Source organism: Actinoplanes couchii (assembly GCF_016862075.1).
Lineage (GTDB): Bacteria > Actinomycetota > Actinomycetes > Mycobacteriales > Micromonosporaceae > Actinoplanes > Actinoplanes couchii.
Map to the genome: position 1 here is coordinate 46,067 of NZ_BOMG01000073.1, position 24,689 is coordinate 70,755.

At 69.8% G+C, this 24,689-nt stretch carries 18 protein-coding genes; 6 read left to right on the forward strand and 12 right to left on the reverse strand.

Translation table 11 applies throughout. The annotated features are described in order from the left end of the window. Positions 1–41 precede the first annotated feature (41 nt). The 8 genes from Aco03nite_RS29170 to Aco03nite_RS29205 all read right to left on the reverse strand — a co-directional run bounded on the left by Aco03nite_RS29170 (position 42) and on the right by Aco03nite_RS29205 (position 9,456). Positions 42–566, reverse strand: a complete 525-nt coding sequence (locus Aco03nite_RS29170) for a P-loop nucleotide/nucleoside kinase family protein (protein WP_203800277.1) — start codon at positions 564–566, stop codon at positions 42–44. 40 nt (positions 567–606) lie between these two features. Further along, positions 607–1,890 carry a histidine decarboxylase gene (locus tag Aco03nite_RS29175; RefSeq protein ID WP_203800279.1) on the reverse strand — a complete coding sequence of 428 codons (1,284 nt, stop codon included), beginning with the start codon at positions 1,888–1,890 and terminating at the stop codon, positions 607–609. Between the two features lie 4 nt (positions 1,891–1,894). Beyond that, positions 1,895–2,893, reverse strand: coding sequence for a hypothetical protein (locus Aco03nite_RS29180; RefSeq protein WP_203800282.1), 999 nt, complete (start codon positions 2,891–2,893; stop codon positions 1,895–1,897). A 27-nt stretch (positions 2,894–2,920) separates the two neighbouring features. Then, the gene (locus tag Aco03nite_RS29185) at positions 2,921–4,387 is read right to left on the reverse strand and encodes an APC family permease (protein ID WP_203800285.1); all 1,467 of its coding nucleotides are present in this window, start codon (positions 4,385–4,387) and stop codon (positions 2,921–2,923) included. Between the two features lie 440 nt (positions 4,388–4,827). Further along, entirely contained in the window at positions 4,828–6,108 is a 1,281-nt protein-coding gene (locus Aco03nite_RS29190) for a hypothetical protein (RefSeq protein ID WP_203800288.1), read from the reverse strand. A 155-nt stretch (positions 6,109–6,263) separates the two neighbouring features. Continuing rightward, positions 6,264–8,606, reverse strand: coding sequence for an ATP-binding cassette domain-containing protein (locus Aco03nite_RS29195; protein WP_203800291.1), 2,343 nt, complete (start codon positions 8,604–8,606; stop codon positions 6,264–6,266). 26 nt (positions 8,607–8,632) lie between these two features. After that, positions 8,633–9,046: a VOC family protein gene (locus Aco03nite_RS29200; protein WP_203800293.1), complete on the reverse strand. Its 414-nt coding sequence runs from the start codon at positions 9,044–9,046 to the stop codon at positions 8,633–8,635. A 14-nt stretch (positions 9,047–9,060) separates the two neighbouring features. After that, the gene (locus Aco03nite_RS29205; protein WP_203800555.1) at positions 9,061–9,456 is read right to left on the reverse strand and encodes a helix-turn-helix transcriptional regulator; all 396 of its coding nucleotides are present in this window, start codon (positions 9,454–9,456) and stop codon (positions 9,061–9,063) included. 313 nt (positions 9,457–9,769) lie between these two features. On the opposite strand from Aco03nite_RS29205, the gene Aco03nite_RS29210 reads away from it, so the two are divergent. Then, positions 9,770–10,789, forward strand: a complete 1,020-nt coding sequence (locus tag Aco03nite_RS29210) for a hypothetical protein (RefSeq protein ID WP_203800295.1) — start codon at positions 9,770–9,772, stop codon at positions 10,787–10,789. A gap of 176 nt (positions 10,790–10,965) precedes the next feature. Here the strand turns inward: Aco03nite_RS29210 and Aco03nite_RS29215 are convergent, their stop codons facing one another. The 3 genes from Aco03nite_RS29215 to Aco03nite_RS29225 form a co-directional block, all read right to left on the reverse strand. Continuing rightward, the gene (locus Aco03nite_RS29215; protein WP_203800297.1) at positions 10,966–13,941 is read right to left on the reverse strand and encodes a DUF4132 domain-containing protein; all 2,976 of its coding nucleotides are present in this window, start codon (positions 13,939–13,941) and stop codon (positions 10,966–10,968) included. A 119-nt stretch (positions 13,942–14,060) separates the two neighbouring features. Next, on the reverse strand, positions 14,061–14,372 hold the full coding sequence (locus tag Aco03nite_RS29220) for a winged helix-turn-helix domain-containing protein (protein WP_203800299.1): 312 nt from the start codon (positions 14,370–14,372) through the stop codon (positions 14,061–14,063). Then, complete coding sequence (locus tag Aco03nite_RS29225) at positions 14,369–14,839, reverse strand: hypothetical protein (protein WP_203800301.1); 471 nt, start codon at positions 14,837–14,839, stop codon at positions 14,369–14,371. The genes Aco03nite_RS29220 and Aco03nite_RS29225 overlap by 4 nt, the downstream gene beginning before the upstream one ends. 164 nt (positions 14,840–15,003) lie before the next feature. On the opposite strand from Aco03nite_RS29225, the gene Aco03nite_RS29230 reads away from it, so the two are divergent. Genes Aco03nite_RS29230 through Aco03nite_RS29245 form a run of 4 tightly spaced genes read left to right on the forward strand, consistent with a single transcriptional unit; the run spans position 15,004 to position 21,525 of the window. After that, positions 15,004–16,341: a Rieske 2Fe-2S domain-containing protein gene (locus Aco03nite_RS29230; RefSeq protein WP_203800304.1), complete on the forward strand. Its 1,338-nt coding sequence runs from the start codon at positions 15,004–15,006 to the stop codon at positions 16,339–16,341. Continuing rightward, positions 16,328–17,758 (forward strand): glutamine synthetase family protein, encoded by a 1,431-nt coding sequence (locus Aco03nite_RS29235; RefSeq protein WP_203800308.1) that lies wholly within the window; start codon positions 16,328–16,330, stop codon positions 17,756–17,758. Before Aco03nite_RS29230 ends, Aco03nite_RS29235 begins: the two co-directional genes overlap by 14 nt. Before the next feature lie 15 nt (positions 17,759–17,773). Continuing rightward, positions 17,774–19,198: an aldehyde dehydrogenase family protein gene (locus Aco03nite_RS29240; protein WP_203800312.1), complete on the forward strand. Its 1,425-nt coding sequence runs from the start codon at positions 17,774–17,776 to the stop codon at positions 19,196–19,198. A gap of 56 nt (positions 19,199–19,254) precedes the next feature. Further along, positions 19,255–21,525, forward strand: a complete 2,271-nt coding sequence (locus Aco03nite_RS29245) for an aminotransferase class V-fold PLP-dependent enzyme (RefSeq protein ID WP_203800316.1) — start codon at positions 19,255–19,257, stop codon at positions 21,523–21,525. 280 nt (positions 21,526–21,805) lie between these two features. On the opposite strand, the gene Aco03nite_RS29250 is transcribed toward Aco03nite_RS29245, so the two are convergent. Next, positions 21,806–22,522, reverse strand: a complete 717-nt coding sequence (locus Aco03nite_RS29250) for a GntR family transcriptional regulator (RefSeq protein WP_203800320.1) — start codon at positions 22,520–22,522, stop codon at positions 21,806–21,808. Positions 22,523–22,673: 151 nt separating this feature from the next. Between Aco03nite_RS29250 and Aco03nite_RS29255 the strand changes: the two genes are divergently transcribed. Further along, positions 22,674–24,593, forward strand: a complete 1,920-nt coding sequence (locus Aco03nite_RS29255) for a primary-amine oxidase (protein ID WP_203800323.1) — start codon at positions 22,674–22,676, stop codon at positions 24,591–24,593. Positions 24,594–24,689 lie beyond the last annotated feature (96 nt).

The window sequence follows — 24,689 nt, forward strand, 5'->3', positions numbered from 1 at the left end:
CCGCCCTCTCCCTAGAACACTGGTTCCCGATTCTGCAACGATCAGACGCCGCCGATGCTCTGGCTGATCGCCTCGATCAGTGGTGACGCCAGCACCGGACGGTCGGTCTCCACGACGATGACCGGGCCGATGGCCAGCGGCTCGGCCTCGGCGAGCCAGCGCGGCCAGTCCTCCCGCAGGCGGCGGTCGTCCTCGTGGACCGGGTCGCGGGTGCGGGCGCGATAGCGGTTCAGGGCCGTCTCCGGCGGGACCGAGCACCAGATCTCGACGACGGTGCGGGCCCCGGAACGGGCCACCCCGTCGGAGACGTACCCGAGGTCGCGCGGCCGGAACCACCAGCTCTCCAGGATGACCACCCCGGGGGTCGCGGCGGCGAGCTCCCACATCACCCGGGCCGCGGCGACGCCCATGGCCGCCGGTGGCACCCCGGGCGCGGCGCCGGCCATCGCCACTTTCAGGGCGTCCTTCGCGATCAGCGGTACGCGCAGGGCAGGTGCCAGTCGCCCGGCAAGGGTGCTCTTGCCGGACCCGGGAAGACCGTTGATCAGTATCAGCCGGTGGGCCACGGGGAGAATGCTGCCAAACACATGCTCCCCGCGGCACCGTTCAGCCGGACACCAATGAGTCCTCCCCGGAGGCAGCCGCCGCGGTACGCCACGACGCCCCGTACCGGCTGTTGCGGCTGCGGTGCGGGACCAGCACCGGGCGGCCGATCACCTTGCCGAGGTCGCTGACGAAGTCGTCGATCACGTCCCGCTGGACCCCGGGCATGCAGATGATGTGGCAGAGGTCACCGTCGACCGACAGGACCCAGCCGAAGTCGGCGACCAGCACCGGCGGCGGGGTCTGCATCACCACGGTGAACGCGGCCGGATGCCGGTAGACCGGCCAGCCGAGCGAACTGATCCGTTCCACCGCGTACGCGGCGATCTGTCGCGCCTGCTCGGCCCGGGACTGGTGGCCGTTGCGGCCGTACATCGCGATGGCCGCCCACAGCAGGGCGGACGCCTGGCCGCAGCGGGAGCCGGTGACGGTGCTGTCCACCGTCGCGACGTAGTTGACGTGCTCGCCCTTGGACACCCGCACGCTGTCGCGCATCACCACGACACCGCACGGGATCGGCGTACCCAGAAATTTGTGTCCGGAGATGCTGACACTGTCGACCGGGCTGCCCGCGCCGAGGCCGAGCATCCCGTCCAGGGCGAGCGGTATCCCGGACAGCGCGGCGTCGACGTGCACGTGCCGCCGGTGCACGCCGTAACCGTGCAGGATCGCCTCGATCTGGTCGGTCTGGTCGACGGCCTCCCAGAGCGTGGTGCCGGCGGTGGCGACCACGATCGCGGGACGGTCCCGCCGCTGCGCCACCAGGTATTCGAAGTGCTCGTAGTCCATCTCCCCGTACCGGCCGTCCTCGACCAGGACCACGTCGGACGGGTCCAGGCCGAGGAGCCCGGCGGTCTTGGGGATGGAGTAGTGGCTGGCGTGGGTCAGGTAGAGCACCGCGTCGGGGTAGCGGTCCCGCGCCACCCGCAACGCGGCGATGTTGCTCTCCGTCCCGCCCGAGGTGACGTATCCCCAACGGTCGTTCTGCGGCAGGCCGACCAGGTCGGCGAACCACTGGACGACCTCGACCTCCAGCGAGTTGGTGTGCGCCTCGCCGCCGGGCGCGGTGGACGGGTCGCCGACGTTGTTGAACAGCCGGCTGAACAGTCCTCGCGTCCGGCTCCAGTCGATGTCCGTCGCCGCGGGGAATCCGATGGTCCGGCGTTGTGCCCGGTTCGCACGGATCACCAGGGTGTCGATGACTGCCTCGACGTCGATCAGGGCCGGGGTGCGCCCCAGCTTGATCGCCTCGGACCAGTCCTCGGGCGGTATGACGGAGGGCGTCACATCGTCACCACACCTGGCCGTCGGGATTCAAGTGGTTCTGCAACGTCCTGGCCAGGTCCAGGAACGCCGGCCAGGCCTGCCGCAACTGGACCCCCATCTTCTCCGGGACGTTCTGGGTGACGCTGTAGATCTGGGTGGCGTCCAGCGGCATGTTGCAGATCAGATCGTTGCCACGGCCGGTCCGGGTCTCGTCGCGGACGACCCGGATCTCCGAACCGTCGACGAGCCGGATCGCCCCCTCACCCGGGACGTAGCTCATCGCCTGCAGGCTGCTGATGCCGGAACTCTGCAGCACCGGCACCACCTCGTACCACTGGCGGCTGTCGGTGTTGAGCGTCTCCACACCGAGGCCGACGAACCGGGCCGGAGTGTCCGAACGCTGTATGTCACCGACGTTCACCATGAGGAAGTCGGGGTCGCGGGGATCCCAGACGCGCTTCTTCTTCTCGTGCTGGGCGATGAAGGTCTCCGCGGTGGCCTTCATCCCGGTCAGGAACGCGACGAGGTTGTCGTACTCCGGCCCGGAATAGCCCCACCGGGACGCCGACAGCACCTGGAAGCCCAGGTGCTGACTCGGCGCCTCGACGACGAAGAACAGCGTCAACCCGTGCGGCGCCAGCGGCTGCTGACGCGAGCTGAGCCGCTCCAGTGACCGGGTGACGTGCAGCGCGTTCGTCCCCCGGAGACTGGTGCCGGCGCTGTGCCGCAGGTAGGCCCAGCGCCTGTCGTCGGGGGTCGGCCCGGCGTTGTTGCGCTGCCACTGCGCGGTTCCGTGGACGGTGGGCTGCCACTGACCGGACTGGGCCGGGTCCTGCTGCCACGGCGGCTGCTGCTGTTGCTGCGGATACTGCTGTTGCTGGGGGTACTGCGGCGGATACTCCTGCTGGGGGTAGCCGTACTGCTGCTGTTGCTGTGGTGGTGCGGGGGTGGATCCCCAGGGTGGGGTCTGAGGACTACCGTCCCAGGACGGCTGGGCATGTCGGCCGGACGGGTTGTACGACATGGGGTGGGGGGATTCCCTTCTCAGGGGTCAGAGATCGATACGGTCGGGTACCGCGTAGACGCTGGGAACGCCGTGGCTGATGCCGTCGAAGATCTGTGGTTTCGAACGCTTGAGGGCCGTCGCGCGCCCAGCCCCCGCCAGGGCCGCGACGATGAGCAGTGCCGGTACCGCGTACGGCAGCAGCGAGGTCGACGAGGTGCCGAGCAACTCGTCGAGCTGGAGCAGCATCGTCACCAGGATGGCGATGCCGAACGCCGTGCCGAACAGCGGCGCGGCGGTGGTGACCAGCCCCTTCTCCCCCGAGTCAGGGTTGCGGGCGAAGTAGCGCAGCGCGGCGATCGCCGCGACGATCAGCAGGGTCAGCAGGCCCATGGCGCCGAGGGTGGACGCCCAGCCGAACAGGACGGCCTGCGGGTCGGCTCCGGCCACCGCGAAGCCCGCGACCACGATCGCGGCCAGCGCGTTCTGGGCCCGGCTGGCGCCGACCGGGGCGTCCGCGGCGGTGCCGCTGCCGGTCTTGTGCAGGAACTGCGGCAGGACCTGCTCGCGGCTCATCGCGAAGGCGTACCGGTTGATGATGTTGTGGAAACTGATCACCGAGGTGAGGATCGCCAGGACCAGGACGACCGTGCCGAGGAGGCCGACCGCCGGGTGGATCTTGTCGGACAGGATGGTCAGCGGCAGGTTCGGGTCGTTGCCCGCGGCGGCGGCCACCTGGGCCGGGCCGGTGGCGGCCTCCATCGCCCACGCGGCGGCGGTGTAGACCGCGATCAGGCTCAGCGCACACGCCATCATGCCGCGGCTGATCGCCGCACCGTGCCGGCGGCCGGCGCTGTCCTCCTCCTCGATGAACGCGGCCATGCCCTCCGGGCCGGTGTAGGCGGCCAGGGTCAGGGCGACCGCGAGACCGAGACCCGGCACGCTCAGGCCGGCCGGGTCGAAGGCGGCGACCGGGATGCCGTCGGCGGCCGGGTCGAGGAAGCCGATCACCACGAAGAGCGCGACGACCGCGAACGAGAGGATCAGCACGCCCAGGACGATCTGGGTGGAGAGCACGATCCGGCGGGTGCCGAGGACCGTGACGACCGCGATCGCGGCGGCGGCCCAGAGCCACCAGGCGCCGAATCCGGTGATGCCGGACATGATCGCGCCGAACAGGCCGTAGAGGCTGATCTGCAGCGCGTTGTAGGCGAGCAGGGCCACGAAGCCCGCCGCCAGGCCGGCCCTCGGGCCGAGGCCGCGCGCGGTGATCGCGTAGTACGGCGCGGAGTGGGGAACCGCGCGGACCATGGCCGCGTAGCCGACCAGGAGCAGCGTGATCACCGCTCCGACCAGGACGAACAGCAGGGGAAGCGCGGTGGCTTCGGAACCCGCGTAGGTCGCGACGATACCGCCGACGAGCACGACCATGGGCGCCGAGGTGGTGACGCCGAGGGCCCATGCGGCACCGGCGGTCACCGTCCGGCGGGCCATTGCCGCCGCAACTGTAGCCATGATTTTTCAGTCTCCTGGGGGGAACCGTTCGTCCAATGTGGACGAACGGGAAGCAGAATAGAGCCCGCTTTCCGATCTCCCCTGTAGGGGGCGGAGGCGCCCCCTAGATCAACAAGCCGGATGCACCTTACGTGGCGATCACCCGGTATGGCTATCAGCGGCATTCGATGGCGCCGGTGAGCGGAAAACACGATTCTTCACGTTCCGTCACCATCACCACCGATGGGTGATTCCCAAACGGCACCAACTGTGCACTTCGGATACTCACCGTCACCATCAATGAATCGGTCCGGAAGATCAATTTTTCAGAACGACCAAGAAGTGCCGGATGAAGTTGCGGGTTCGTGATCTCAACGGTCGCGGAGTTTCCACAACGGGACCGGCCCACCGCTCAAGGTGAGCGATGGGCCGGTCTTTTCGGATTCAGCCGTACGGGTACCTCAGCAGGCGCCCTCGACCACCTTCGACCTACCCGACGTGGTGGCCGGAACGGTCAGGCAGACCACGCTGGCGCCGGAGGTGACCTGTGCCTTGCGGGCGCCCACGACCTTGACCGTGATACCCGGGATGGCCATGTCGGCGGCGGCGTCCTTCAGGTGCTCGCCCGGCTTGCCACCCTCGCTCAGCGCCTTCAGGGTCGCCTGCGAGCCGATCAGGTCGGCCCAGGTCTTGGCGTCGCCGCCGCCGAGGCCGGTGCCCGTGCCCGCGCCGGTCGCGCCACCCATGCCCGCGGTGAACGCCTCGAGCATCTTGCTCACGTCGAGCTTGGTGACGTTGTCCGGCATCGCGATGTCGGCGCCACCGGCGATCTCCACCCGCAGGGTCGCGCGGCCGGTGTTGCCCTCGACGAACTGCAGGAAGTTGATCTCGAACGCCTTGAAGACGCCGTTGTCGACCCAGAGGTCCAGGACGATCGGCTTGTCGGCCGGCGGCTTGTCCAGCTCCGAGCCGATGGTCTCCTTGAGCATCTCCTCCTGGCCGGCGATCTTCACGGCGGCCTCGAAGAAACGCTTGGCCTCGGTGTACGCCTTCACCGTCGTGGTGGTGGCGACCAGGTGGGTCTTGTCCTTCTCGTCCCGGACGATCTCGGCGCTCTCGAGAAGGTTCGACGCGCTGGTCTTCAGCTCGGCGGCGATCGCGTCGCTCTGCGCCGGGTCGGCGCTCGGGGTCACCCCGCCGGCGCTCTGGGCGAACTTCGTCAGCTCCTTGGAGTCGATGGAGACCCAGGAGCCGGCCAGCAGGGCGTCGAGGCCGGGCAGCGAGGCGCCGGCCTCCTTGGTCAGCTCGTCGATCTCGGCCTGGGTGCCACCGAACTTGGTGACCAGCTCGTTGACCGGCACCTTGACGTAGGCGATCTGGTCGAGCACCCGGACCTCGGCGCCCGCGACACCGTCGATGGTCGCGTTGATCAGCGCCTTGTCGTCGGCGACGCCGTCACCGGCCTTGTCCCAGGCGACGGTGAACGACGAGTTGTAGAGCTTGCGGATGACATCGGCGTCCGACTCCTCGAACGTCTTGTCGTCCGCCTTCGCATACGCGATCAGGTCGTCGACGTTGCCGCCGGCCTTCAGCGTGAACCCGGACTTGCCGGTCGAACCCAGCGCCTCCGCAGCCTGGCGCAGTTCGAGTTTCGGCTCGAGCTGCTGGAACTGGTTCGCACACCCGGCCGAGACGGCGAGGGCGGTGACACCGGCGAGTGAGCCGGCCAGAAAGCGCTTCATGCGCGGAGATCTCCTTCGAGGGGTCCACCGCGGCACTCCCCCGGCGCCGCGAACCGGAAGTGTAGGACCATCCATCAATGGCCCGCGCTCCCATTTCCCCCGACCGGTGGCGATTGGGCTGATCGGCGACGATTCCCGGCCGATCAGCCCAACGGTCACCGTTTGACGTACTCCGCGAGATGCTCCCCGGTGAGGGTGGCCCGGCCGGCGACGAGTTCGGCCGGTGTCCCCTCGAAGACCACCCGGCCGCCGTCGTGACCCGCGCCCGGGCCCAGGTCGACGATCCAGTCGGCGTGCGCCATCACCGCCTGGTGGTGCTCGATGACGATCACCGACTTGCCCGCGTCGACCAGCCGGTCCAGCAGGCCCAGCAGCTGCTCGACGTCGGCCAGGTGCAGGCCGGTGGTCGGCTCGTCTAGGACGTAGACGCCGCCCTTCTCGCCCATGTGGGTGGCCAGCTTGATCCGCTGCCGCTCGCCGCCGGACAGCGTGGTCAGCGGCTGGCCCAGGGTCAGGTAGCCGAGGCCCACGTCGGCGAGGCGTTTCAGGACGGTGTGCGCGGCGGCCAGCTTGCCGTCGCCCTCGGCGAAGAACCGCTCGGCCTCGGTCACCGGCATCGCCAGGACCTCGCTGATGTCCTTCCCGCCGAACTTGTAGTCCAGCACCGAGGCGGCGAACCGCTTGCCCTCGCACTCCTCGCACGGCGAGGCCACCCCGGCCATCATCGCCAGGTCGGTGTAGATGACGCCGGCGCCCTTGCAGGTCGGGCAGGCGCCCTCCGAGTTCGCGCTGAACAGGGCCGGTTTCACCCCGTTGACCTTGGCGAACGCCTTGCGGATCGGCTCCAGCAGGCCGGTGTAGGTGGCCGGGTTGCTGCGCCGGGAACCCTTGATGCCGCCCTGGTCGATCGCCACCACGCCGTCCCGCTTCGCGACCGAGCCGTGGATCAGCGAACTCTTGCCGGAACCGGCCACCCCGGTCACCACGACCAGCACGCCGAGCGGGATGTCGACGTCCACGTCCTGGAGGTTGTGGGTGCCGGCGCCCCGGATCTCCAGCGCGCCGGACGGTTTGCGGACCGCGTCCTTCAGACTCGACCGGTCGTCGAGGTGCCGGCCGGTGACGGTGTCGCTGGCGCGCAGGCCGTCGACGGTGCCCTCGAAACAGATCTCGCCACCTGCCGTACCGGCGCCGGGACCGATGTCGACGACCCGGTCCGCGATCGCGATCGCCTCCGGCTTGTGCTCCACCACCAGGACCGTGTTGCCCTTGTCGCGCAAGCGCAGGAGCAGCTCGTTCATCTTCTGGATGTCGTGCGGGTGCAGGCCGATGGTGGGCTCGTCGAAGACGTAGGTGACGTCGGTCAGGGCCGAGCCGAGGTGCCTGATCATCTTGGTGCGCTGGGCTTCACCACCGGACAGGGTGCCGGCCGGGCGCTCCAGCGACAGGTAACCGAGGCCGATCTCGACGAACGAGTCCAGGGTGTGCCGCAGCTTCTCCAGCAGCGGGGCGACCGACGGCTCGTCCAGGTCACGCACCCAGGCGGCCAGGTCGCTGATCTGCATCGCGCACGCGTCGGCGATGCTGATCCCGGCGACCTTCGAGGAGCGGGCCGCCTCGGACAGCCGGGTGCCCTCGCACTCCGGGCAGGTGGTGAAGGTGACCACCCGCTCGACGAAGGCGCGGATGTGCGGCTGCATCGCGTCGACGTCCTTGGCCAGGAACGACTTCTGGATCGACGGGATCAGTCCGGCGTACGTCAAGTTGATGCCGTCGACCTTGATCTTGGTTGGCTCCTTGTGGAGCAGGTCGCTCAGCTCACGCTTGTTGTACTTCCCGATCGGCTTGTCCGGGTCGAAGAAGCCGCTGCCCCGGAAGATCCGGCCGTACCAGCCCTCCATGCTGTACCCGGGGATGCTGATCGCGCCCTCGTTCAGCGACTTGCTCGCGTCGTACAGCTGGGTCAGGTCGAAGTCGTTGACGTTGCCGCGGCCCTCGCACCGCGGGCACATGCCGCCGGTGATGCTGAACTCGCGCCGCTCCTTGACGGTGCCGCCGTTCTTCTGCAGGGTCACCGCCCCGGCGCCGGAGATCGAGGCGACATTGAAGCTGTACGCCTGAGGAGAACCGATGTGCGGATCGCCGAGCCGGCTGAACAGGATCCGCAGCATCGCGTTGGCGTCGGTGGCGGTGCCGACGGTGGATCGTGGGTCGGAGCCCATCCGCTCCTGGTCGACGATGATCGCGGTGGTCAGGCCCTCGAGCACGTCCACGTCCGGGCGGGCCAGCGAGGGCATGAAACCCTGGACGAACGCGCTGTACGTCTCGTTGATCAGCCGCTGCGACTCGGCCGCGATGGTGCCGAAGACCAGCGAGCTCTTGCCCGAGCCGGAGACCCCGGTGAACACCGTGAGCTGGTGTTTCGGGATCTCGACGGTGACGTCCTTGAGGTTGTTGACCCGGGCGCCGTGCACGCGGATCGAGCGGTGGGCGGTCATTCTCGTCCTTCTCGGCTCGGCTTCTCTCAGGTCAGCTGATTGATACGGATCAGGTTGCCCGCGGGGTCGCGGAACGCGCAGTCACGGACACCGTACGGCTGATCGGCCGGCTCCTGCACCACATCCGCGCCGGTGGCCTGCAGCTTGTCGAACGTCTCGGTCAGATTCTCCGCGCCCAGGATGATCGCCGCGTAGCTGCCCTTCGCCATCAGCTCGGCGATGGTGCGGCGCTCGTCGTCGGTGATCGCCGGGTCGGACACCGGCGGGTGCAGCACGATCGAGGTCTGCGGCTGGTTCGGCGGGCCGACCGTGATCCAGCGCATGTCGCCGTAACCGACGTCGTTGCGCACCTCGAAACCGAGGCCGTCACGGTAGAACTCGAGAGACTCGTCGGGGTTGATGGCCGGCAGGAACGTGGAGTGGATCACCAGGCTGCTCATGCCTTCGATGCTATTCAGGAACGGGCCGCCGGGACTTCTCGATTCCTGACCGGTCGGGTCACCTGTTTGGTCACACAACCCGGCAGACCCTTCAGCTGTACGTCGTCCAGCTTGCGATACACCCCCGGGGAGATGCCGACCAGCTCGGTGAACCGGGTGGTGAACGTACCCAGCGACGAACAGCCGACCGCGAAGCAGACATCGGTGACGGACAGGTCGCCCCGGCGCAGCAGGGTCATCGCGCGCTCGATCCGGCGGGTCATCAGATAGCTGTACGGCGATTCGCCGAAGGCTGCCTTGAACTGCCTGCTCAGGTGGCCTGCGGACAGGTGCACGTAGCGGGCCAGGGCCTCGACGTCGAGTGGCTGGGCGTAGTCGCGGTCGATGCGGTCCCGGACTCGGCGCATCATCACGAGTTCACGTAGTCGTGGGTCGGCCACGGGGTCAGCGTACTACCGGAATTAGTGAAGTTTCCTTTATATTCACGCGCACCAATTCATTTAGATACCCGTCCATCCTCGCCTCCATCCCATCCCCGCCCCATCACCCTCCTCGCCCCATCCCCCGCCCTATCCCCGCCTCCGCCCCATCCCCGCCCCCGTCCTCGTCCTCGGCGCCGTCCTGGTCGCTCGTCCTGGTCGCTCGCCCTCGTTGCTCGCCTTCGTTGCTCGCCTTCGTCGTTTTGCTTCGTCGTTTTGCTTCGTCGTCTGTTTAGGAGAGCGCGTGCGTAAAATCGCGGCCGTTGTGGCCGGAACACTGCTGGCAGCCGGGATCACCGCCCCGGCCCAGGCCGCCCCCAGCCGGGCGGAGGTCGCCCTGCGCTGGGCGCCGATCCACTATCAGGACGTCGACGCCACCGGGGCGCACGCCCTCGGGGGCAAGAGCGACTACATCACCAGATACGACTTCGACGGCAACCTCAACGGGCGGGACAACTGGGACAACGCCGGCACGAACGTCGACGCCGCGGTCTACTACTCGGTGCTGGAGACGAGCACCCACTACTACCTGACCTACTTCTTCTTCCACCCGCGGGACTGGATCGACCACCCGTTCTTCGAGAGCGAACACGAGAACGACGGCGAAGGCGTGCTGGAGATCGTCGAGAAGGACGGCTCCGAGTACGGCAGCCTCAAGGGCGCGGTCACCGTCGCGCACAGTGACTTCTTCTCCTACAAGCCGGCGACCAGCGGCTGGGCCAACGGCGGCGAGACCATCGACGGCACGCTGCAACTGCAGGCGTCGCCGCACGACTCGTTCCAGCACCCGGTCACCGCGCAGGAGCGCGGCGGGCACGGGCTCAAAGCCTGGCCGCAGTACGACATCAACGGCGACGGCATCGTCTACTACCCGTCGCTGACCGTCTCCGAGGCGCCGTCGAGCACCAACGACCGGGACGTCCGCTACCGCTTGATCGACCTGTTCGCCGACGGCGGCCTGTGGGCGCAACGCAACAACAGCAGCCTGTTCGCGTCCCTCGGCACGTTCGCCGGCGACACCTCAGGCGGCTGCGGCGTCGGCACCTACTCGTGCGGCACCAACTCGGCGAACTCGCCATGGGGCTGGGACGACGGCAACGACGCCGGCGTAGCCCGAGGCGAAATCGCCACCGACCCGGCAAAACTGGCCGCCGCCTACTTCTCCGCAACGGGCACCCTGTCCCGCACCTACACCTACAACCCCTACTCGGCCGCCGCTGCCGCCCTCAAGGCCGCCCAGACCCTCCCACCCATCGTCGACTGACACTCCCGCCACGGGCCTCGGCCGTCACCCCCAGTACCACTGGCTCCCCGGCCGAGCCCGCACCACCCGCCCGCCCGGCCGAACCCGCACCACCTGCCGGGCCGGGCCAGGCCGGCACCGCCTGGCACCTCCGCACCGCCTGCCAGGCCGGGCCGGGCCACCCCTCGCGGCGCGGGTCAGCCGGCGGCGAGGCGGTGCAGGTCGCGGAGCGTTTCGGAAGCCGCGAGCGGACCGAGCTCCCCGAACGTCGCCTCCGGTGGAGATGACAGCACCGCCGAACCCAGCTTGCGAGGCTCGGACGAGTCGTACCCCATCGGGTCGAACGGTGGCTCGAAGTCGACGGTCACCACCTGCCCGCCAGGCCAGTCACGAACCACCGAACCGTGCCACTCGCCGAACCGCCACCCCCGGCTGACCAGCGCATACAGCAGTCCGGAGCCGACCACGGACCCGGCGAAGTCATCGATCTGCGCCACCCCCGTCTGCTCCGCGGTGAACCGGTGCACCTCCCGGGCGAGCTGCGGGAACGGCTGGGACGTCTCGTAGTCCTCCAGCGTCCCCACCCAGGTGGCGGTGGCCGCGGGATCACCGGTGGCCGGATGGTAGAGCCGAACCACCGCCGACGACTCCAGGGTCAGCGTCGTGTCGTCGACCCCGGCCAGTGTCCGATCCTCGGCGATCCGGAAACTCGGCCCATCGACGACCTGCCAGATCAGCCCGCGAGCGATGTGCCGGACCAGCGGATGGTCCCGGATCAGGGCACGGAAGTCGTCAGCGCCCCAGGCCCGCTCGGTCAGCATCGCCTCTTCGAGGGCACGCAACCGCTCGGCGGCCACGTCCTTGAGTTCACGTTTGAGCGTCGTATAGGAGGCCTGCGCTTCGGCGGCTTTCACCGCGTCGTCGGCGGCAGCCGGTTTCGGCAGTCGTTTGAGGACGCGCCCGGACTCCTCGCTGATCTGCGGGGTCAGCCACTGGTCGAAAGTGATCACGAGCCGGCGTGGCCCGTAGTCGAGCAGCAGCCGCCCGTCCGTACCCAGGTCGAGGTCGGGCACGATCCGGTCGGCCAGTTCGGCGGGGCTGAGCCCACGGACCTCGGCGATCCGGTCGAGTTTCTCCTCGGCCAGTTTCCGGAAGCCCTTCTGTTTCGCCTTGCGGGCCACCCGCCGCAGATGGGTGAGGGCGACGTCGGTGCCGATCGCGCCGAGCACCTCGATCCCGGTCCGGACCCGCCCGGCGGCGCCGAACGCCCACTCCCCGAACAGCGCGGACACCGCGGGCACGGTGGTGTCGTCCCCGAGCAGCCCGAGCGCGAGCATCGCCTGCTTGTCCCCGCTCGGATGGTCGGCACCACGCCACTGCTCGAAGATCGCCCACGCGAACCCGGCCAGGTCAGCCCGCTCGCAGGCCGCCCGCACATCGTCGAGCCCGGGATGCGGCACGGCGAAGGTGGACCGCGCGACCAGATCGATCAACTGCCGGACGGCGGACTCCGGCAGCACCGCTTCACTGCCCCGCACCCGCACCCCGGGCAGCGCGCCGACAACAAGCCAGCCGGGCAGCCGCTTGGTCTTCGCCCCGGATCGCAGCACAGCGGGAAGAGAAGCCTCGGCCGCGACCGGCACCGCCGCCGCTGCTTCCACCGCGGTCAGGATCCGCTCGATCCGTTGCCGGGCAGCCGGACTCGACGGTTCGCCTTCGTCGAGGAAGGCACGAGCTGCCGCGACGTGGTCGAGCACGAGGTTCCGCAGAACGTCGGCGACGACTTCACCACGATGTTCGTCGTCCGCCTCCCATCCGGCCAGGACCCGCAGCGCCCGCGCCGGATCCTTCGTGATGACCTTGAGCAGGATCGGGGCGACGTACTTCTGGTCGGCGCGCTCGGCCAGCAGACCCAGAGTCTCGTCGGTGCGGATCGCCGCCAGCCAGGTGACCGCCTGTTTCCGGTCGGCGGCCCGGGCGAACACCGTCGAATGCCGGTCCGCCATGTCGAGCCGCGCCGCCAGCCCACGACCGAGCCCGGAGCGATCCCCGAGGGCCTCCTCCGCTCCGGGGACCGTGTCCACGACGGTGGCGATGACGTCCCGGTAGATCGACGGCAGCCACCCATCGGGGTTCCGGGACCGCTCGGCGTCGGCAAGCACCCGCAGCGCTCGCTCGGGTTGCCGGATCAGGGCGCCACAGCGGGCGAAGTCGGACAGGTAGGTGTCGAGGGTGCCGGTCACGATCCGCCGCATCGCCGCGTCGCTCGGAATGCTCATCAGGACAGCGAGCGCCTCGTCACCCAGCCCCGCATGGCCCATCCGGATGCCCGCGACATCCCCGTACCGACGCTGGTCGAGGATTTTCATCATGTCGTCGCCGAGCACATCGGCCGCGGTACCCAGCATCCGCTCGCGCGGGATCCACTGGTCGTGGAGCCGGACCGGGCTGGCGTCCAGCGCCTGGTCCAGCGCACAGAACTGACGGGGGTCCGCGGCGGCCAGCACGAGCAGCGTGTGCAGCCGGCCCTCCAGCCCCAGGCGGCGGTGGTCGATGGTGAACTGCCCGAACCACTCGACCATGCCGGCGATGTCCGCGTCGATCCAGTCGGACCGCTCCGGCGCCAGGAACGACGTGATGATCCGTTGTGGGAGCGGCCCCTCCCGATACTCGTCGAGAGCCGCGAGGGCCGCGGCGTGCTCCTCGGCGGCGGCCGCCGCGAGCCGGGCCCGGATCGTCATCGCGGCGCTGACCAGCACGTCCTCGTCGGCGACCATCCTGGTCCGCTCGGGATTCCAGTGACTCGCCCACCAGTCCTGGAGCCCGTCGACACTGCGGGAACGGAGGTAGAGCGTCTCGTCCCGCCGCAACGGGTTGAAGATCATCGTGGGCATCTCGGCGACCGCGCGAGCGGCGAACACGACACCCGACCGCTGGACCCAGGCCTCGGCCGGGAGGGTGCCTATCTCCCCGCCGAGCAGCAGCACCGCCGCCGCGGCGTCCCGTGGGTCGAGGTCGCCGCCGCCGGACCACGCCGCCGCGGAGTCGACGGCACGGGCGTGACGGACCGGGTCGAACTCCGCGTCCGGATCCTTGCCGTAGGCGGGCAGCGCGAACCGTCGGCCCAGATCCTCGGCGGCCGCGGCGGGTGGCTCCGGCCAAGGCGCCGTCATCCCACCGCGACGCGGAACGACCTGCGCTCGCCACTGCTCAGGAATGACCCAGCCCGACATCAGTACCTCCATTGGCCTCGATGTCGGGCAAGCCTAGAGAAGGGGTCCGACAAAAAACGTCAGGCAGAGTCGGGGATCACTGCCAGCCCGGCCCGGGCGACGATCTCCTGGAGTGCCGCCACGTGCCCGGCGAACGCCGCGTGCCCTTCCGGGGTGAGCTGCGCCGAGGTCCGCGGTCGTTTGCCCACGAAGGACTTGCGGATCTCCAGATAGCCGGCCTCCTCCAGTGTGGTCAACTGTTTGGACAGGGCCGAGTCGGACATCCCGAGGCTGTCCCGGAGGAATTTGAAGTCGGCCCAGTCGGTGGCGGCCAACAGGCTGACCAGGGACAACCGGGTCGGCGCGTGGATCAGCTCGTCGAAGCGGCTCACCGGTCGCCGGCCAGCGGGCGAGACAGCATGAGCGCCCGCAGATGCGACATCAACCGCGGCCCGCCGAACGCCATGCCCGCGGCGACCGGCAGCATGGCCAGCGTCGCCGGGAAGGCCACGTCCGCGGCGTCGAGAGCAAAACCCAGAGCAAGACCGATTGCCGTCAGTACGCCGGCGAAGCCGAGAATCGTCAGGATGCCCCGTGTCCCCAGCAACGTGGACCGGACCTGCACCCTCGCCGTGCGCACCAGGGCGACGACCACGGCGGCCAGCCCCAGGACGTAGGCGATCGTGCCGGCCCCGATCAGCCACGGGATCGCGCTCTCGATGGCGACGGTGAAGAGCACCATCAGGGCGGCGACGGCGCCCCAGAACCAGTTCGGCACGAGGTTGGAGTCGACCACCTGTGCCCGGCGGGCCTGCATCTCGGCCAGGGCGAGCTCGGCGTCGATCGGCGGGATACCCATGTGACTTCCCCCTTCGGCGTCAACTTTCCTGCTAGGAAAGTACCGTACAACTTTCCTAGCAGGCAAGTACTTTCCGGCGTCAGGGCCACTTTCGGCTCTTCCCAACAGGATCCGAGTCATGCCAGGATTGGATCCAATCTTGGTGAGGTCGTATACCAACGTTGATGGGAGGGCCTGTGCTCAAACGCGAGGAGAACGAACGCGTCACCCGCAGTGGGCCGGGCACACCGCTCGGCAGCCTGATGCGCGCCTACTGGCAACCCGCCGCCCTGGTCTCCGAGATGAGCCCGGAGCGGCAGGTCAAGCCGGTCCGGCTGCTCGGTGAGGACCTGGTGCTGTTCCGCAAGCCGGACAGGACGTGGGGTCTGGTCGGCCGGTTCTGCGCGCACCGCGGCGTCGACCTGGCTTTCGCCCGGCACGAGGAGGGCGGCCTGCGCTGCCTCTACCACGGCTGGCTCTACGGAGCGGACGGCCGGTGCAAGGAGCAGCCGGCCGAGCCCGCGCACAGCCGCTTCATCGACAAGGTGCGCATCCCCAGCTACCCGTGCGTCGAGCGGAACGGGATCGTGTTCGCCTACCTCGGTGAGGGCGACCCGCCCCCGCTGCCGGGTTACGACGCGCTGCAGGCCCCCGAGGAGTACACCTTCGCCTTCAAGGGCCTGTGGGAGTGCAACTGGCTGCAGGGCCTGGAGGGCGGCATCGACCCGAGCCACGTCTCCTTCCTGCACCGTTTCATCGACGAGGACCCGCGCGAGGTCTACGGCCAGCAGTTCAGCGAGATCGTCGAGGGCACCGGGCAGAAGCTGTCGAAGCTGGTCGGCGACTCCTACCGGCCGGACATCGAGGTCGAGGAGGCCGATCACGGCCTCCGGGTGTACGCGTTGCGCCAGCTCACCGAGGAGGTGAAGCACGTCCGGATCACCAACCTGGTGTTCCCCAACGCGTTCGTGGTGCCGTTCGGCAACAGCAAGGTCTTCATCCAGTGGCACGTGCCGGTCGACGACTTCAACCACTACTGGTACATGATCTTCTACGACTTCGCCGAGCAGACCGACCAGGAGACGCTGCTCCAGCAGCGTCTGACCGAGGTCTCGCTGCCGGACTACCGGCCGCTGCGCAACCGGGAGAACAACTGGGGATACGACCCCGCCGAGCAGCGTGATCTCACGTATACCGGCATGGGCCTGGACATCAACGTCCACGACCAGTGGGCGGTGGAGAGCATGGGCCGCATCCAGGACCGCACCGTCGAGCGGCTCGGCATCTCCGACCGGGCGGTGACCGCTAACCGGCGGATGCTGCTGCGCGCCATCGACGCCTTCGCCGACGGCGGCACCCTTCCCGCTCGTACCGGCGAGTTGGACGGCCCTCTGGCGGTCGACACGATCGCGCCGACCGCGGACTGGGAGGCCACCTGGCGCCGCCGCGAGCAGGAGCGCCGCGACGCGTCCCCCTGGGCCGGCGAGACCGCGGGCGAAAGGGAGAACGTTGCGCAGCGTTGACGAGCGCCTGGTCGCCGAGGGCGGCGGTGGCTGGGACGCCCGTCCGATGCTGGCGGCCGAGCGCGGCGGCTTCATCGACCGGCACGGCCTGTGGAGCAACGAGCAGTGGGCAGCGGCCGGCCAGATCCGCCGGGTGATCGACGAGCTGGGCCTGGAGCTGATCCGGTTCTCCTTCGCCGACCAGCACGGCATCCTGCACGGCAAGACGCTGACCAGGGCCTCGATCCCCGGGGCGCTGCGCGACGGGGTGACCGCGCCGAGTTCGCTGCTGCTGAAGGACTCGTCGGGCCAGTCGGTGATGCCGGTGTTCACGCCGGACGCCGAGCCGGGTTTCGCCGGCGCCGGTGACGTGGTGATGGTGCCGGACCCGACGACGTTCCGGGTGCTGCCGTGGGCGGAGAAGACCGGCTGGGTGCTCTGCGACCTGCGGTTCCCCACCGGCGCGCCGGTCCCCTACTGCACCCGGAGCATCCTGCGGGGGCAGCTGGACCGGCTGCGCAGCGCCGGCTACGACATGACCGTCGGTGTCGAACTGGAGTTCCACGTCTTCCGGGACGGTCAGGCGAACCAGGGCGGTCAGCTGCTGCTCGAAGAGGGCCTGGACGACTACGACGAGGTCGTGCAGCTGCTCCAGCGCGGGCTGCGCAGTCTCGACCTGCCGCTGCGGTCCATCGAGCTGGAGTTCGGCGCCGGCCAGCTGGAGATCACGCTCCAGGCCGGGAGCGCCGCCGAGTCCGCCGACCACGTGACGCTGCTGCGCTCGGCGATCCGGCAGATGTGCCGGCGGCAGGGCTACCACGCCACGTTCATGTCCCGGCCGCACGGCACGGCGAGCGCGTCCACCGGCTGGCACCTGCACCAGTCGCTGCGGGAGCGGGCGACCGGCCGGGCCGCGTTCGAGCCGGGCGCCGACGAGACGCTGATGTCCAGCACCGCCCGGCACTGGCTCGGTGGTCTGCTCGCCCACGCCCCGGCGGCTGCCGCGTTCAGCACGCCGACGGTCAACGGCTACAAGCGCTACCTGCCGTTCTCGCTGGCCCCGGACCGGGTGCTGTGGGGCGCCGACAACAAGGGCGCGATGGTCCGGGCGGTCAGCGGCCGCCTGGAGAACCGGTCCGGTGAGCCGGCCGCCAACCCGTACCTCTACGTCGCCTCCCAGGTGATCAGCGGACTGGACGGGCTGGCCGGCGCGCTGGACCCGGGTCCGCCCACCGAGAGCCCGTACGCGACCGACGCCGTCCGGCTCCCCCAGTCGCTCGGTGAAGCGGTCACCGCTCTCGAGGCCGATCGGGTCTTCGCCGAGGCACTGGGGCAGAAGACGATCGATTGGTATGCCCGGATCAAACGCGACGAGTTCGCCCGCTACCTGGCGCACGTCTCCGATTGGGAGCAACGCGAATACTTCGACCTGTTCTGAGAGGATATTTCAGACATGCGTAGCCTACTGATCGACGGCGAATGGTTCGAACCCGGCGACCGGGAGACCATCGAAGTCCTGGACCCGTCCACCGGCCAGTCGATCGCCACGATCGCCCAGGCCACCGACGACGACGTCGACCTGGCCGTGCGAGCGGCGAAACGGGCCCACGACGACCGCCGCTGGTCCGGACTCGCCCCCATCGAGCGCACCCGCGTCCTGACCCGGATCGCCGACCTGATCGAGGAGAACCTCGAGGAGCTGGCCGTCCTGGAGACCCGGGACAACGGCAAGCCGATCGAGCGGTCCCGCGCCGACACCGCGTTCTCAGCCAAGGACTTCCGGCATTTCGCCGGCGCTCCCGGCCGGCTGACCGGCACGGTCGTCCCGATCGACGGCAGTGCGCACCACGTCTACACGGTTCTGCAACCGGTCGGGGTGGCGGCGCTGATCCTGCCGTGGAACTTCCCGATCATGACGGCCGCCCACAAACTCGCGCCGGCCCTGGCCGCCGGGTGCACGGTGGTGGTGAAACCGGCCGAGCAGACCCCGCTGACCATGCTGCGGCTGGCCGAGCTGTGCGAGCAGGCCGGGCTGCCGGCCGGGGTGCTCAACGTGCTGACCGGTGACGGCCGCACCGGCGCCGCCCTGGTGGCGCACCCGGGCGTGGCGAAGGTGTCGTTCACCGGATCCACCGAGGTCGGCCGCAAGGTGATGGTGTCCGCCGCGGCCACCACCAAACGGCTGACCCTGGAGCTGGGCGGCAAGAGCCCGAACATCATCTTCGCCGACGCCGACCTGGACGCGGCGACCGCCACGGCGATGCGCGCCAGCTTCGGCCACTCCGGGCAGATGTGCACCGCCGGCAGCCGGATCCTGGTGCAGCGCTCGATCCTGGACGAGATGGTCGAGCGGCTGACCGCGGCGACGAAGCGGGTTCCGGTCGGCAACGGGCTCGACGGCGGCGTCTCGGTCGGCCCGCTGGTCTCCGAGGAACAACGGGGCATCGTCCTGTCGTACATCGAGAAGGGCCTCGCCGAGGGCGCGACGATCGCCACCGGCGGCGCCGTCCCGGACCGGCCCGGCTACTTCGTCGAGCCGACGCTGTTCACCGGGGTCACCAACACCATGACGATCGCCCGGGAGGAGATCTTCGGGCCGGTCGCGGGCGTGATCGCCTTCGAGGACGAGGCCGAGGCGATCGCGATCGCCAACGACACCTCGTTCGGCCTGGCCGCCGGTGTCTGGACGAAGGACCTGTCCCGCGCGCACCGGATGGCGTCCGCCCTGCACGCCGGCACGGTGTGGGTGAACACCTACAACATCTTCGACCCGGCACTCTCCTTCGGCGGAGTCGGCGACTCCGGCCTGGGCCGCGACCTCGGTGACGAGGCCCTGCACTCGTTCTGCGAGCGCAAGGGCGTCGTGGTCGCGCTATGAGCATCACTTCGCACGATGGGATCCAATTACATGACTTTGACATCCAAGACCCCCCGATGAACACCGCAGCCCTCCGGGCCGCCACCCCCGGCGCCCGGCACGCACGGCACTTCAACGCCGCCGGGTCGGCCCTGCCCAGCGAGGCAGTCCTCGGCACGGTGATCGAGCACCTGCGGCTGGAGGCACGGGTCGGCGGCTACGAGGCCGCGGTGATCGCCGCCGAGCGCTCCGAAGAGGTCTACTCCCTCGCCGCCCGGATGCTCGGTGCCGACCCGGCCGACATCGCCCTCACCGAGAGCGCCACCGTCGCCTGGCATCGGGCGCTGGACGCGTTCCCGCTGAAGGCCGGCGACCGGATCCTGGCCTCCGCCTCCAGTTACGTCAGTTCCGCGCTGCACCTGATCGAGCTGCGCAAGTCCAAGGGCATCGAGGTCGAGGTGCTGCCCTGCGCGGCGGACGGCACCGTCGACAGGGAGGCACTCGCCGACGCGCTGCGCCGGCCGGCCGCCCTGGTGACGGTGGCGCACGTGCCGACCTCGTCCGGGCTGATCGAGCCGGCCGCCGAGATCGCCGCCCAGTGCCGGGCGGCAGGTGTCCCGCTGCTGCTGGACGCCACCCAGTCCCTCGGGCAGCTCCCCCTGGACGTGACCAGCGGCGACATCATCGTCGGCACCGGCCGCAAGTTCCTGCGCGGCCCGCGGGGCACCGGCCTGCTCTACGTCTCCCCCGCGATGCGCGAGCTGATGCGGCCGTCGCACCCGGACGTGCGCGGCGCGGTCTGGCAGAGCGACGACGGCTACGAGCTGGCGGCCGGGGCCCGGCGTTTCGAGACCTGGGAGACGGCGCATGCGCTGCGGCTCGGTCTCGGCACCGCGCTGCGCGAGGCTCTCGATCTGACGATCGAGGAGATCAACCGGCGCACCACGGCGCTCGCCGACCGGTTGCGGTCCGATCTGGCCGCCACCCCGGGGGTCCGCCTGACCGATCCGGCCGCGGCCGGTGGTGCGATCGTCACGTTCGTCGTCGACGGGGAGAAACCTGTCGACACGGTCCGCCGGTTGCGGGCCGCGGGTGTGCACCTGGTGTCGGTCCCGGCCAGTCACGGCCGGTGGGATCTGGGGCGTCGCGGCCTGGATGCGGTGGTCCGCGCGTCGGTGCACGTCTACAACGACGATTCGGACGTCGACGCCCTGACCGGCGCGTTGCCGGCCAAAGCGGGCAAGGGCGCACCGGCGCTGATCTCCTCGGGTGCCCGGGCCGACACCATCGTGATCGGCGCCGGGGTGCACGGCTCGTCGGCGGCGTGGCACCTGGCCCAGCGCGGGGTGAGCGTGGTGCACCTGGACCGGTTCCCGGAGGGCCACACCGAGGGCTCGTCGCACGGGCACACCCGGATGATCCGGCGCGCCTATCCGAACCCGATCTGGGACGACCTGGTCGACCGGGCCTATCTCGCCTGGTCGGAGCTGTCCGCGGCGGCCGGGGTGCCGCTGCTGACCACGACCGGCGGGCTGTACGCCCGGCCCGCGTCGGACGGTTCGCCCGGGCTGCGGGGGCCGGACGTGGTGACCGTTCCGTCGTCCCGGTTCGCCGGGCTGCGGCTGGGCAGCGAGTTCACCGCCGTCTTCGACCCGGCCGCCGGGGTGCTGGACGCCGCGGCGACGATGCGGTCGCTGCGGGAGCTGGGCCTGGCCCACGGGGTGGACCGGCGGGCCGGCGTCACGGTGGAGAGCTGGAGTGCCGACGGTGACGGTGTCACGGTGCGGACCGCGGACGGTGTGCTGCGCGCGGATCGTCTGGTCGTCTCGGCCGGGCCGTGGACCGGATCACTCGTACCGGAGCTGCGGGATCTTCTGAAGGTCGTCCGGATCGTCAACATCTTCATCGGGGCGTCCGATCCGGCCAAGCTGGCGCCGCCGGCGCTCGGGCCGTTCTCGGTCGAGGTGCCGGGGGTCGGGCTGCTCTACGGGCTGCCCGCGTTCGACGGCAGCCCGGTGAAGATCGGTCTCGATCACGGGCCCGCCGACGGGCTCGGCCCGCAGACGCCGGTGACCGCGGCCGAGGCGGGTGAACTGCTCGCGCTGGCCCGTCGATTCCTGCCCGCGGCCGACGGTGACGTGGTCGACTCGGTGGCGTGCCGGTACACCATGGCGCCGCGGAACCGGTTCGCGGTCGGAGCGCTGCCCGACACCCCGCAGGTGCTGGTCGCGGCGGCCTGTTCAGGTCACGGGTTCAAGTTCGGCCCGGCGATCGGTGCGGCGCTGGCCGATCTGGCGCTGGGCAAGCAGCGCCCGGACCTCGACTTCCTGGCCCCGGGCGCACTCTGATGCCCCGCCCCGGCACCTCACGCCAGGCCAAGCCGCGACCCGATTCGCGGCAGGCCGAGCTGTCACCCGGCTCGCGGCAGGCCGGCCCGCGACCCGGCTCGCATCCGGCCCGGTCACGGCCCGGCGACCTTCAGGCCAGGCCGTGGACCGACTGGCGGCAGGCCAAGCCGTGGACCGGCCAGCTTCAAGCCAGGCCGCGGACCGGTGAGCGTCAGGCCAAGCCGTGGACCGACTTGCGGGGGACCGACTCGCAGCAGGCCGAGTCGCGGACCGGTGAGCGTCAGGCCAAGCCGTGGCCGTGTCCGTGTCCGTGTCCGTGGAAGACGGTGCCGGAGCGGCGTTCGTACCATCGGGCCAGTTGTTCGCCGGCCTCGATGACGTGGGCCTGCATCTCGCGGCGGGCGGTCTCGGCGTCCTCGGCCTCGAGGGCGGCCAGGATCCGCTCGTGCTCGGCGAAGTTGTCGTCGCGGTGGCGTGGGTGCTCGTGCAGCACCAGCGCGGACACGTTGCGCGGGAACGCCTCGTTGATCTCCCGGATCACCCGGGCCAGGCGCTCGTTGCCGGCGATGTGGTGGATCATGATGTGGAACCGGTCGTTGGCGGCGTGCGACGCCGTGTCGGGTGGCATGTCCCCTGGTCGGAGCAGCTCGTTGACCAGCCGCAGCTCGGCCAGGCCGTCCCGGGTGATCCGCCGGACGGCGCGGGCGCAGGCCAGGCCCTCCAGCTCGGCGCGCACCTCGTACGCCTCCCGCACCTCCCACGGGGCGGGAACCCGGACCACCGCGCCGCGGTTGGGCACCACCGCGATCAGGCCGCCGGTCTGGAGCTGGCGCAGCGCCTCACGGACCGGGGTGCGGCTCACACCGAGCTTCTTCGCCAGCTCCGCCTGCCGCAGCTGGGCCCCGATGGGGATCTCGCCGGACATGATCCGGGCGCGGATGGCGGCGGCGGTCTCGTCAACGAGAGCGCTCGATGCGGTCGTCAGTGCGGGGTCCATTGTGGCCTCGTCGGAAAGCTGTGTCTGCCGGAACAGAGTCGGGGGGATCCGGCCGTCACCATAGCAATCCCGACGGCCCAGATTCTGGATCCAATCACTCTATCTTCGTATCCCGAAATCACCTATGGTCATACCACGAAAGGAGCCACCGATGAGCGTGTGCCACACCACAGCCTCACCGGTCCTGCGCTCGCACCCGCTGGACCCGCCGACCACGATCGAGATCAACCTGGCGGTCGACGCGGCTCGCACGGACGGCCGGCTCGGTGAACGGCCCCGTTTCTGGGGCGCCACCCTCGATGAGACCCATGCTCGCAAGGTGGTCGCCGGTGACGCCACAGGCGTTCGGCTCGGCCTGGTCGCCATCGCGACCGGAGGTGCCGCCGCCTGGGAGATCGACGTCGTGGTCAACGGCGACAAGGCGGAGGCCGTCGACTGGCGCGAGGTCGACCCGCGCCGCCCCGGCATCACCTCCGACGAGGCCCGCGCCGCCGCCCAGGCCTGCCGGGACAGCGAGCTGTTCCGCGAGGTGATGGCCCGGCGCGGCATCCACGACGTGTCGCTGGTGATGATCGACGCCGAGTCGATGGGCGGTTTCGAGGGGAAATATGCCGGGCGCCGGGTCACCTGGGGCACCGTCTGGCACCGCACCGAGGTGGAGGACAACGGTTACGCCCGCCCGGTGCAGGGTGTCGTCCCGATCATCGACATGAACACCATGGAGGTCCTGGAGGTCGAGGACCACGGGGTCATCCCGGTCTCCGAGGAGGCCGGCCTGCTGACCACCGGCGCGTTCGGCCCGGACCGCGAGGGCCTGAAGCCGATCGACGTGGTGCAGCCGGAGGGCCCGAGCTTCTCGGTCGACGGCTGGAAGGTGGACTGGCAGGGCTGGACGTTCCGGGTCGGCTTCACCCACCGGGAGGGCCTGGTCCTCTACGACCTGGAGTTCCAGGGCCGCTCGATCCTGAAGCGGGCCGCCTGCAACGAGATGTATGTACCGTATCTCGACTCCAACTCCACCCAGTACCGGAAGAACTTCTTCGACTGGGGCGAGTACGGCGCCGGCCCGCTGACCAACTCGCTGGCCCTGGGCTGCGACTGTCTCGGCGTCATCTACTACTTCAACGGCATCCACCTCGGCGGCTACGGCGACCCGGTCTCGATCGACAACGCCATCTGCATGCACGAGGAGGACGCCAGCATCCTCTGGAAGCACAACGACCTGCGCCGCGGGGTGTCCGAGGTCCGCCGCAGCCGCCGGCTGATCATCTCGAACTTCCAGACCGTGGCGAACTACGACTACGGCTTCTACTGGACGCTCTACCAGGACGGCCGGATCGAGCTGGAGGTCAAGCTCACCGGGATCCTGTCGGCGTCCGGCATCAACGAGGGCGAGGAGGCGCCGTACGGGCGGATCGTCGCGAAGAACGTGCAGACGCCGATCCACCAGCACTACTTCGGCATCCGCCTGGACACCGCGATCGACGGCGAGCTGAACCGGCTGGTCGAGGAGCACGCCGAGACCGAGCCGGATCCCGCGCTCAACCCGTACGGCAACGCGGTCCGTTACGTCCGTGAGCCGCTGACCACGGAGACCGCCCAGCGCAACGACCCGAGCATCGCCCGGCACTGGCGGATCGAGAGCGCCGACAAGACCAACCGTTACGGCGAGCCGACCGCGTACCGCCTGGCGATCCCCAACACCACCCGCAGCTTCGGCCTGCCGGAGTCGGTGATGGCGCGCCGGGCCCCGTTCATCCACCAGCACGTGTGGGCCACCCCGTTCGACGAGTCCGAGCAGTTCATCGGCGGGCAGTACCCGAACCACGCCGAGCCCGGCGAGGACGGCGTGCACGTGTGGCAGGAGCAGCAGCGCTCGATCGACGGCGTGCCGCTGGTGGTCTGGCCCGTCCTCGGCGTGCACCACCTGCCGCGGCCCGAGCAGTGGCCGGTCATGCCGGTCGAGGCGATCCACCTGGTCCTGGAACCGGACGGGTTCTTCGACCGCAACCCGGCACTGGACATTCCGGACCCCGCGGCGTCCCGCGGCGGCTCCACCTGCTGCTCGTAAACATCACGTTCATATTCGGGACACACGGCTGCGACAAGCGGCCCCAACAATTGGATCCAATCTCCTCCGAATGACATCCCAAATAGGCAGACTTTA

Bases quoted from the DNA above. Each gene is read 5' to 3' on its own strand.
- Aco03nite_RS29200 (WP_203800293.1), bottom strand. From the start codon at position 9,046: ATGAGCAGCCTGGTGATCCACTCCACGTTCCTGCCGGCCATCAACCCC.
- Aco03nite_RS29240 (WP_203800312.1), top strand. From the start codon at position 17,774: ATGCGTAGCCTACTGATCGACGGCGAATGGTTCGAACCCGGCGACCGG.
- Aco03nite_RS29225 (WP_203800301.1), bottom strand. From the start codon at position 14,839: ATGGGTATCCCGCCGATCGACGCCGAGCTCGCCCTGGCCGAGATGCAG.
- Aco03nite_RS29215 (WP_203800297.1), bottom strand. From the start codon at position 13,941: ATGACGGCGCCTTGGCCGGAGCCACCCGCCGCGGCCGCCGAGGATCTG.
- Aco03nite_RS29250 (WP_203800320.1), bottom strand. From the start codon at position 22,522: ATGGACCCCGCACTGACGACCGCATCGAGCGCTCTCGTTGACGAGACC.
- Aco03nite_RS29230 (WP_203800304.1), top strand. From the start codon at position 15,004: ATGGGAGGGCCTGTGCTCAAACGCGAGGAGAACGAACGCGTCACCCGC.
- Aco03nite_RS29185 (WP_203800285.1), bottom strand. From the start codon at position 4,387: ATGGCTACAGTTGCGGCGGCAATGGCCCGCCGGACGGTGACCGCCGGT.
- Aco03nite_RS29255 (WP_203800323.1), top strand. From the start codon at position 22,674: ATGAGCGTGTGCCACACCACAGCCTCACCGGTCCTGCGCTCGCACCCG.
- Aco03nite_RS29180 (WP_203800282.1), bottom strand. From the start codon at position 2,893: ATGTCGTACAACCCGTCCGGCCGACATGCCCAGCCGTCCTGGGACGGT.
- Aco03nite_RS29195 (WP_203800291.1), bottom strand. From the start codon at position 8,606: ATGACCGCCCACCGCTCGATCCGCGTGCACGGCGCCCGGGTCAACAAC.
- Aco03nite_RS29245 (WP_203800316.1), top strand. From the start codon at position 19,255: ATGAACACCGCAGCCCTCCGGGCCGCCACCCCCGGCGCCCGGCACGCA.
- Aco03nite_RS29205 (WP_203800555.1), bottom strand. From the start codon at position 9,456: ATGATGCGCCGAGTCCGGGACCGCATCGACCGCGACTACGCCCAGCCA.
- Aco03nite_RS29190 (WP_203800288.1), bottom strand. From the start codon at position 6,108: ATGAAGCGCTTTCTGGCCGGCTCACTCGCCGGTGTCACCGCCCTCGCC.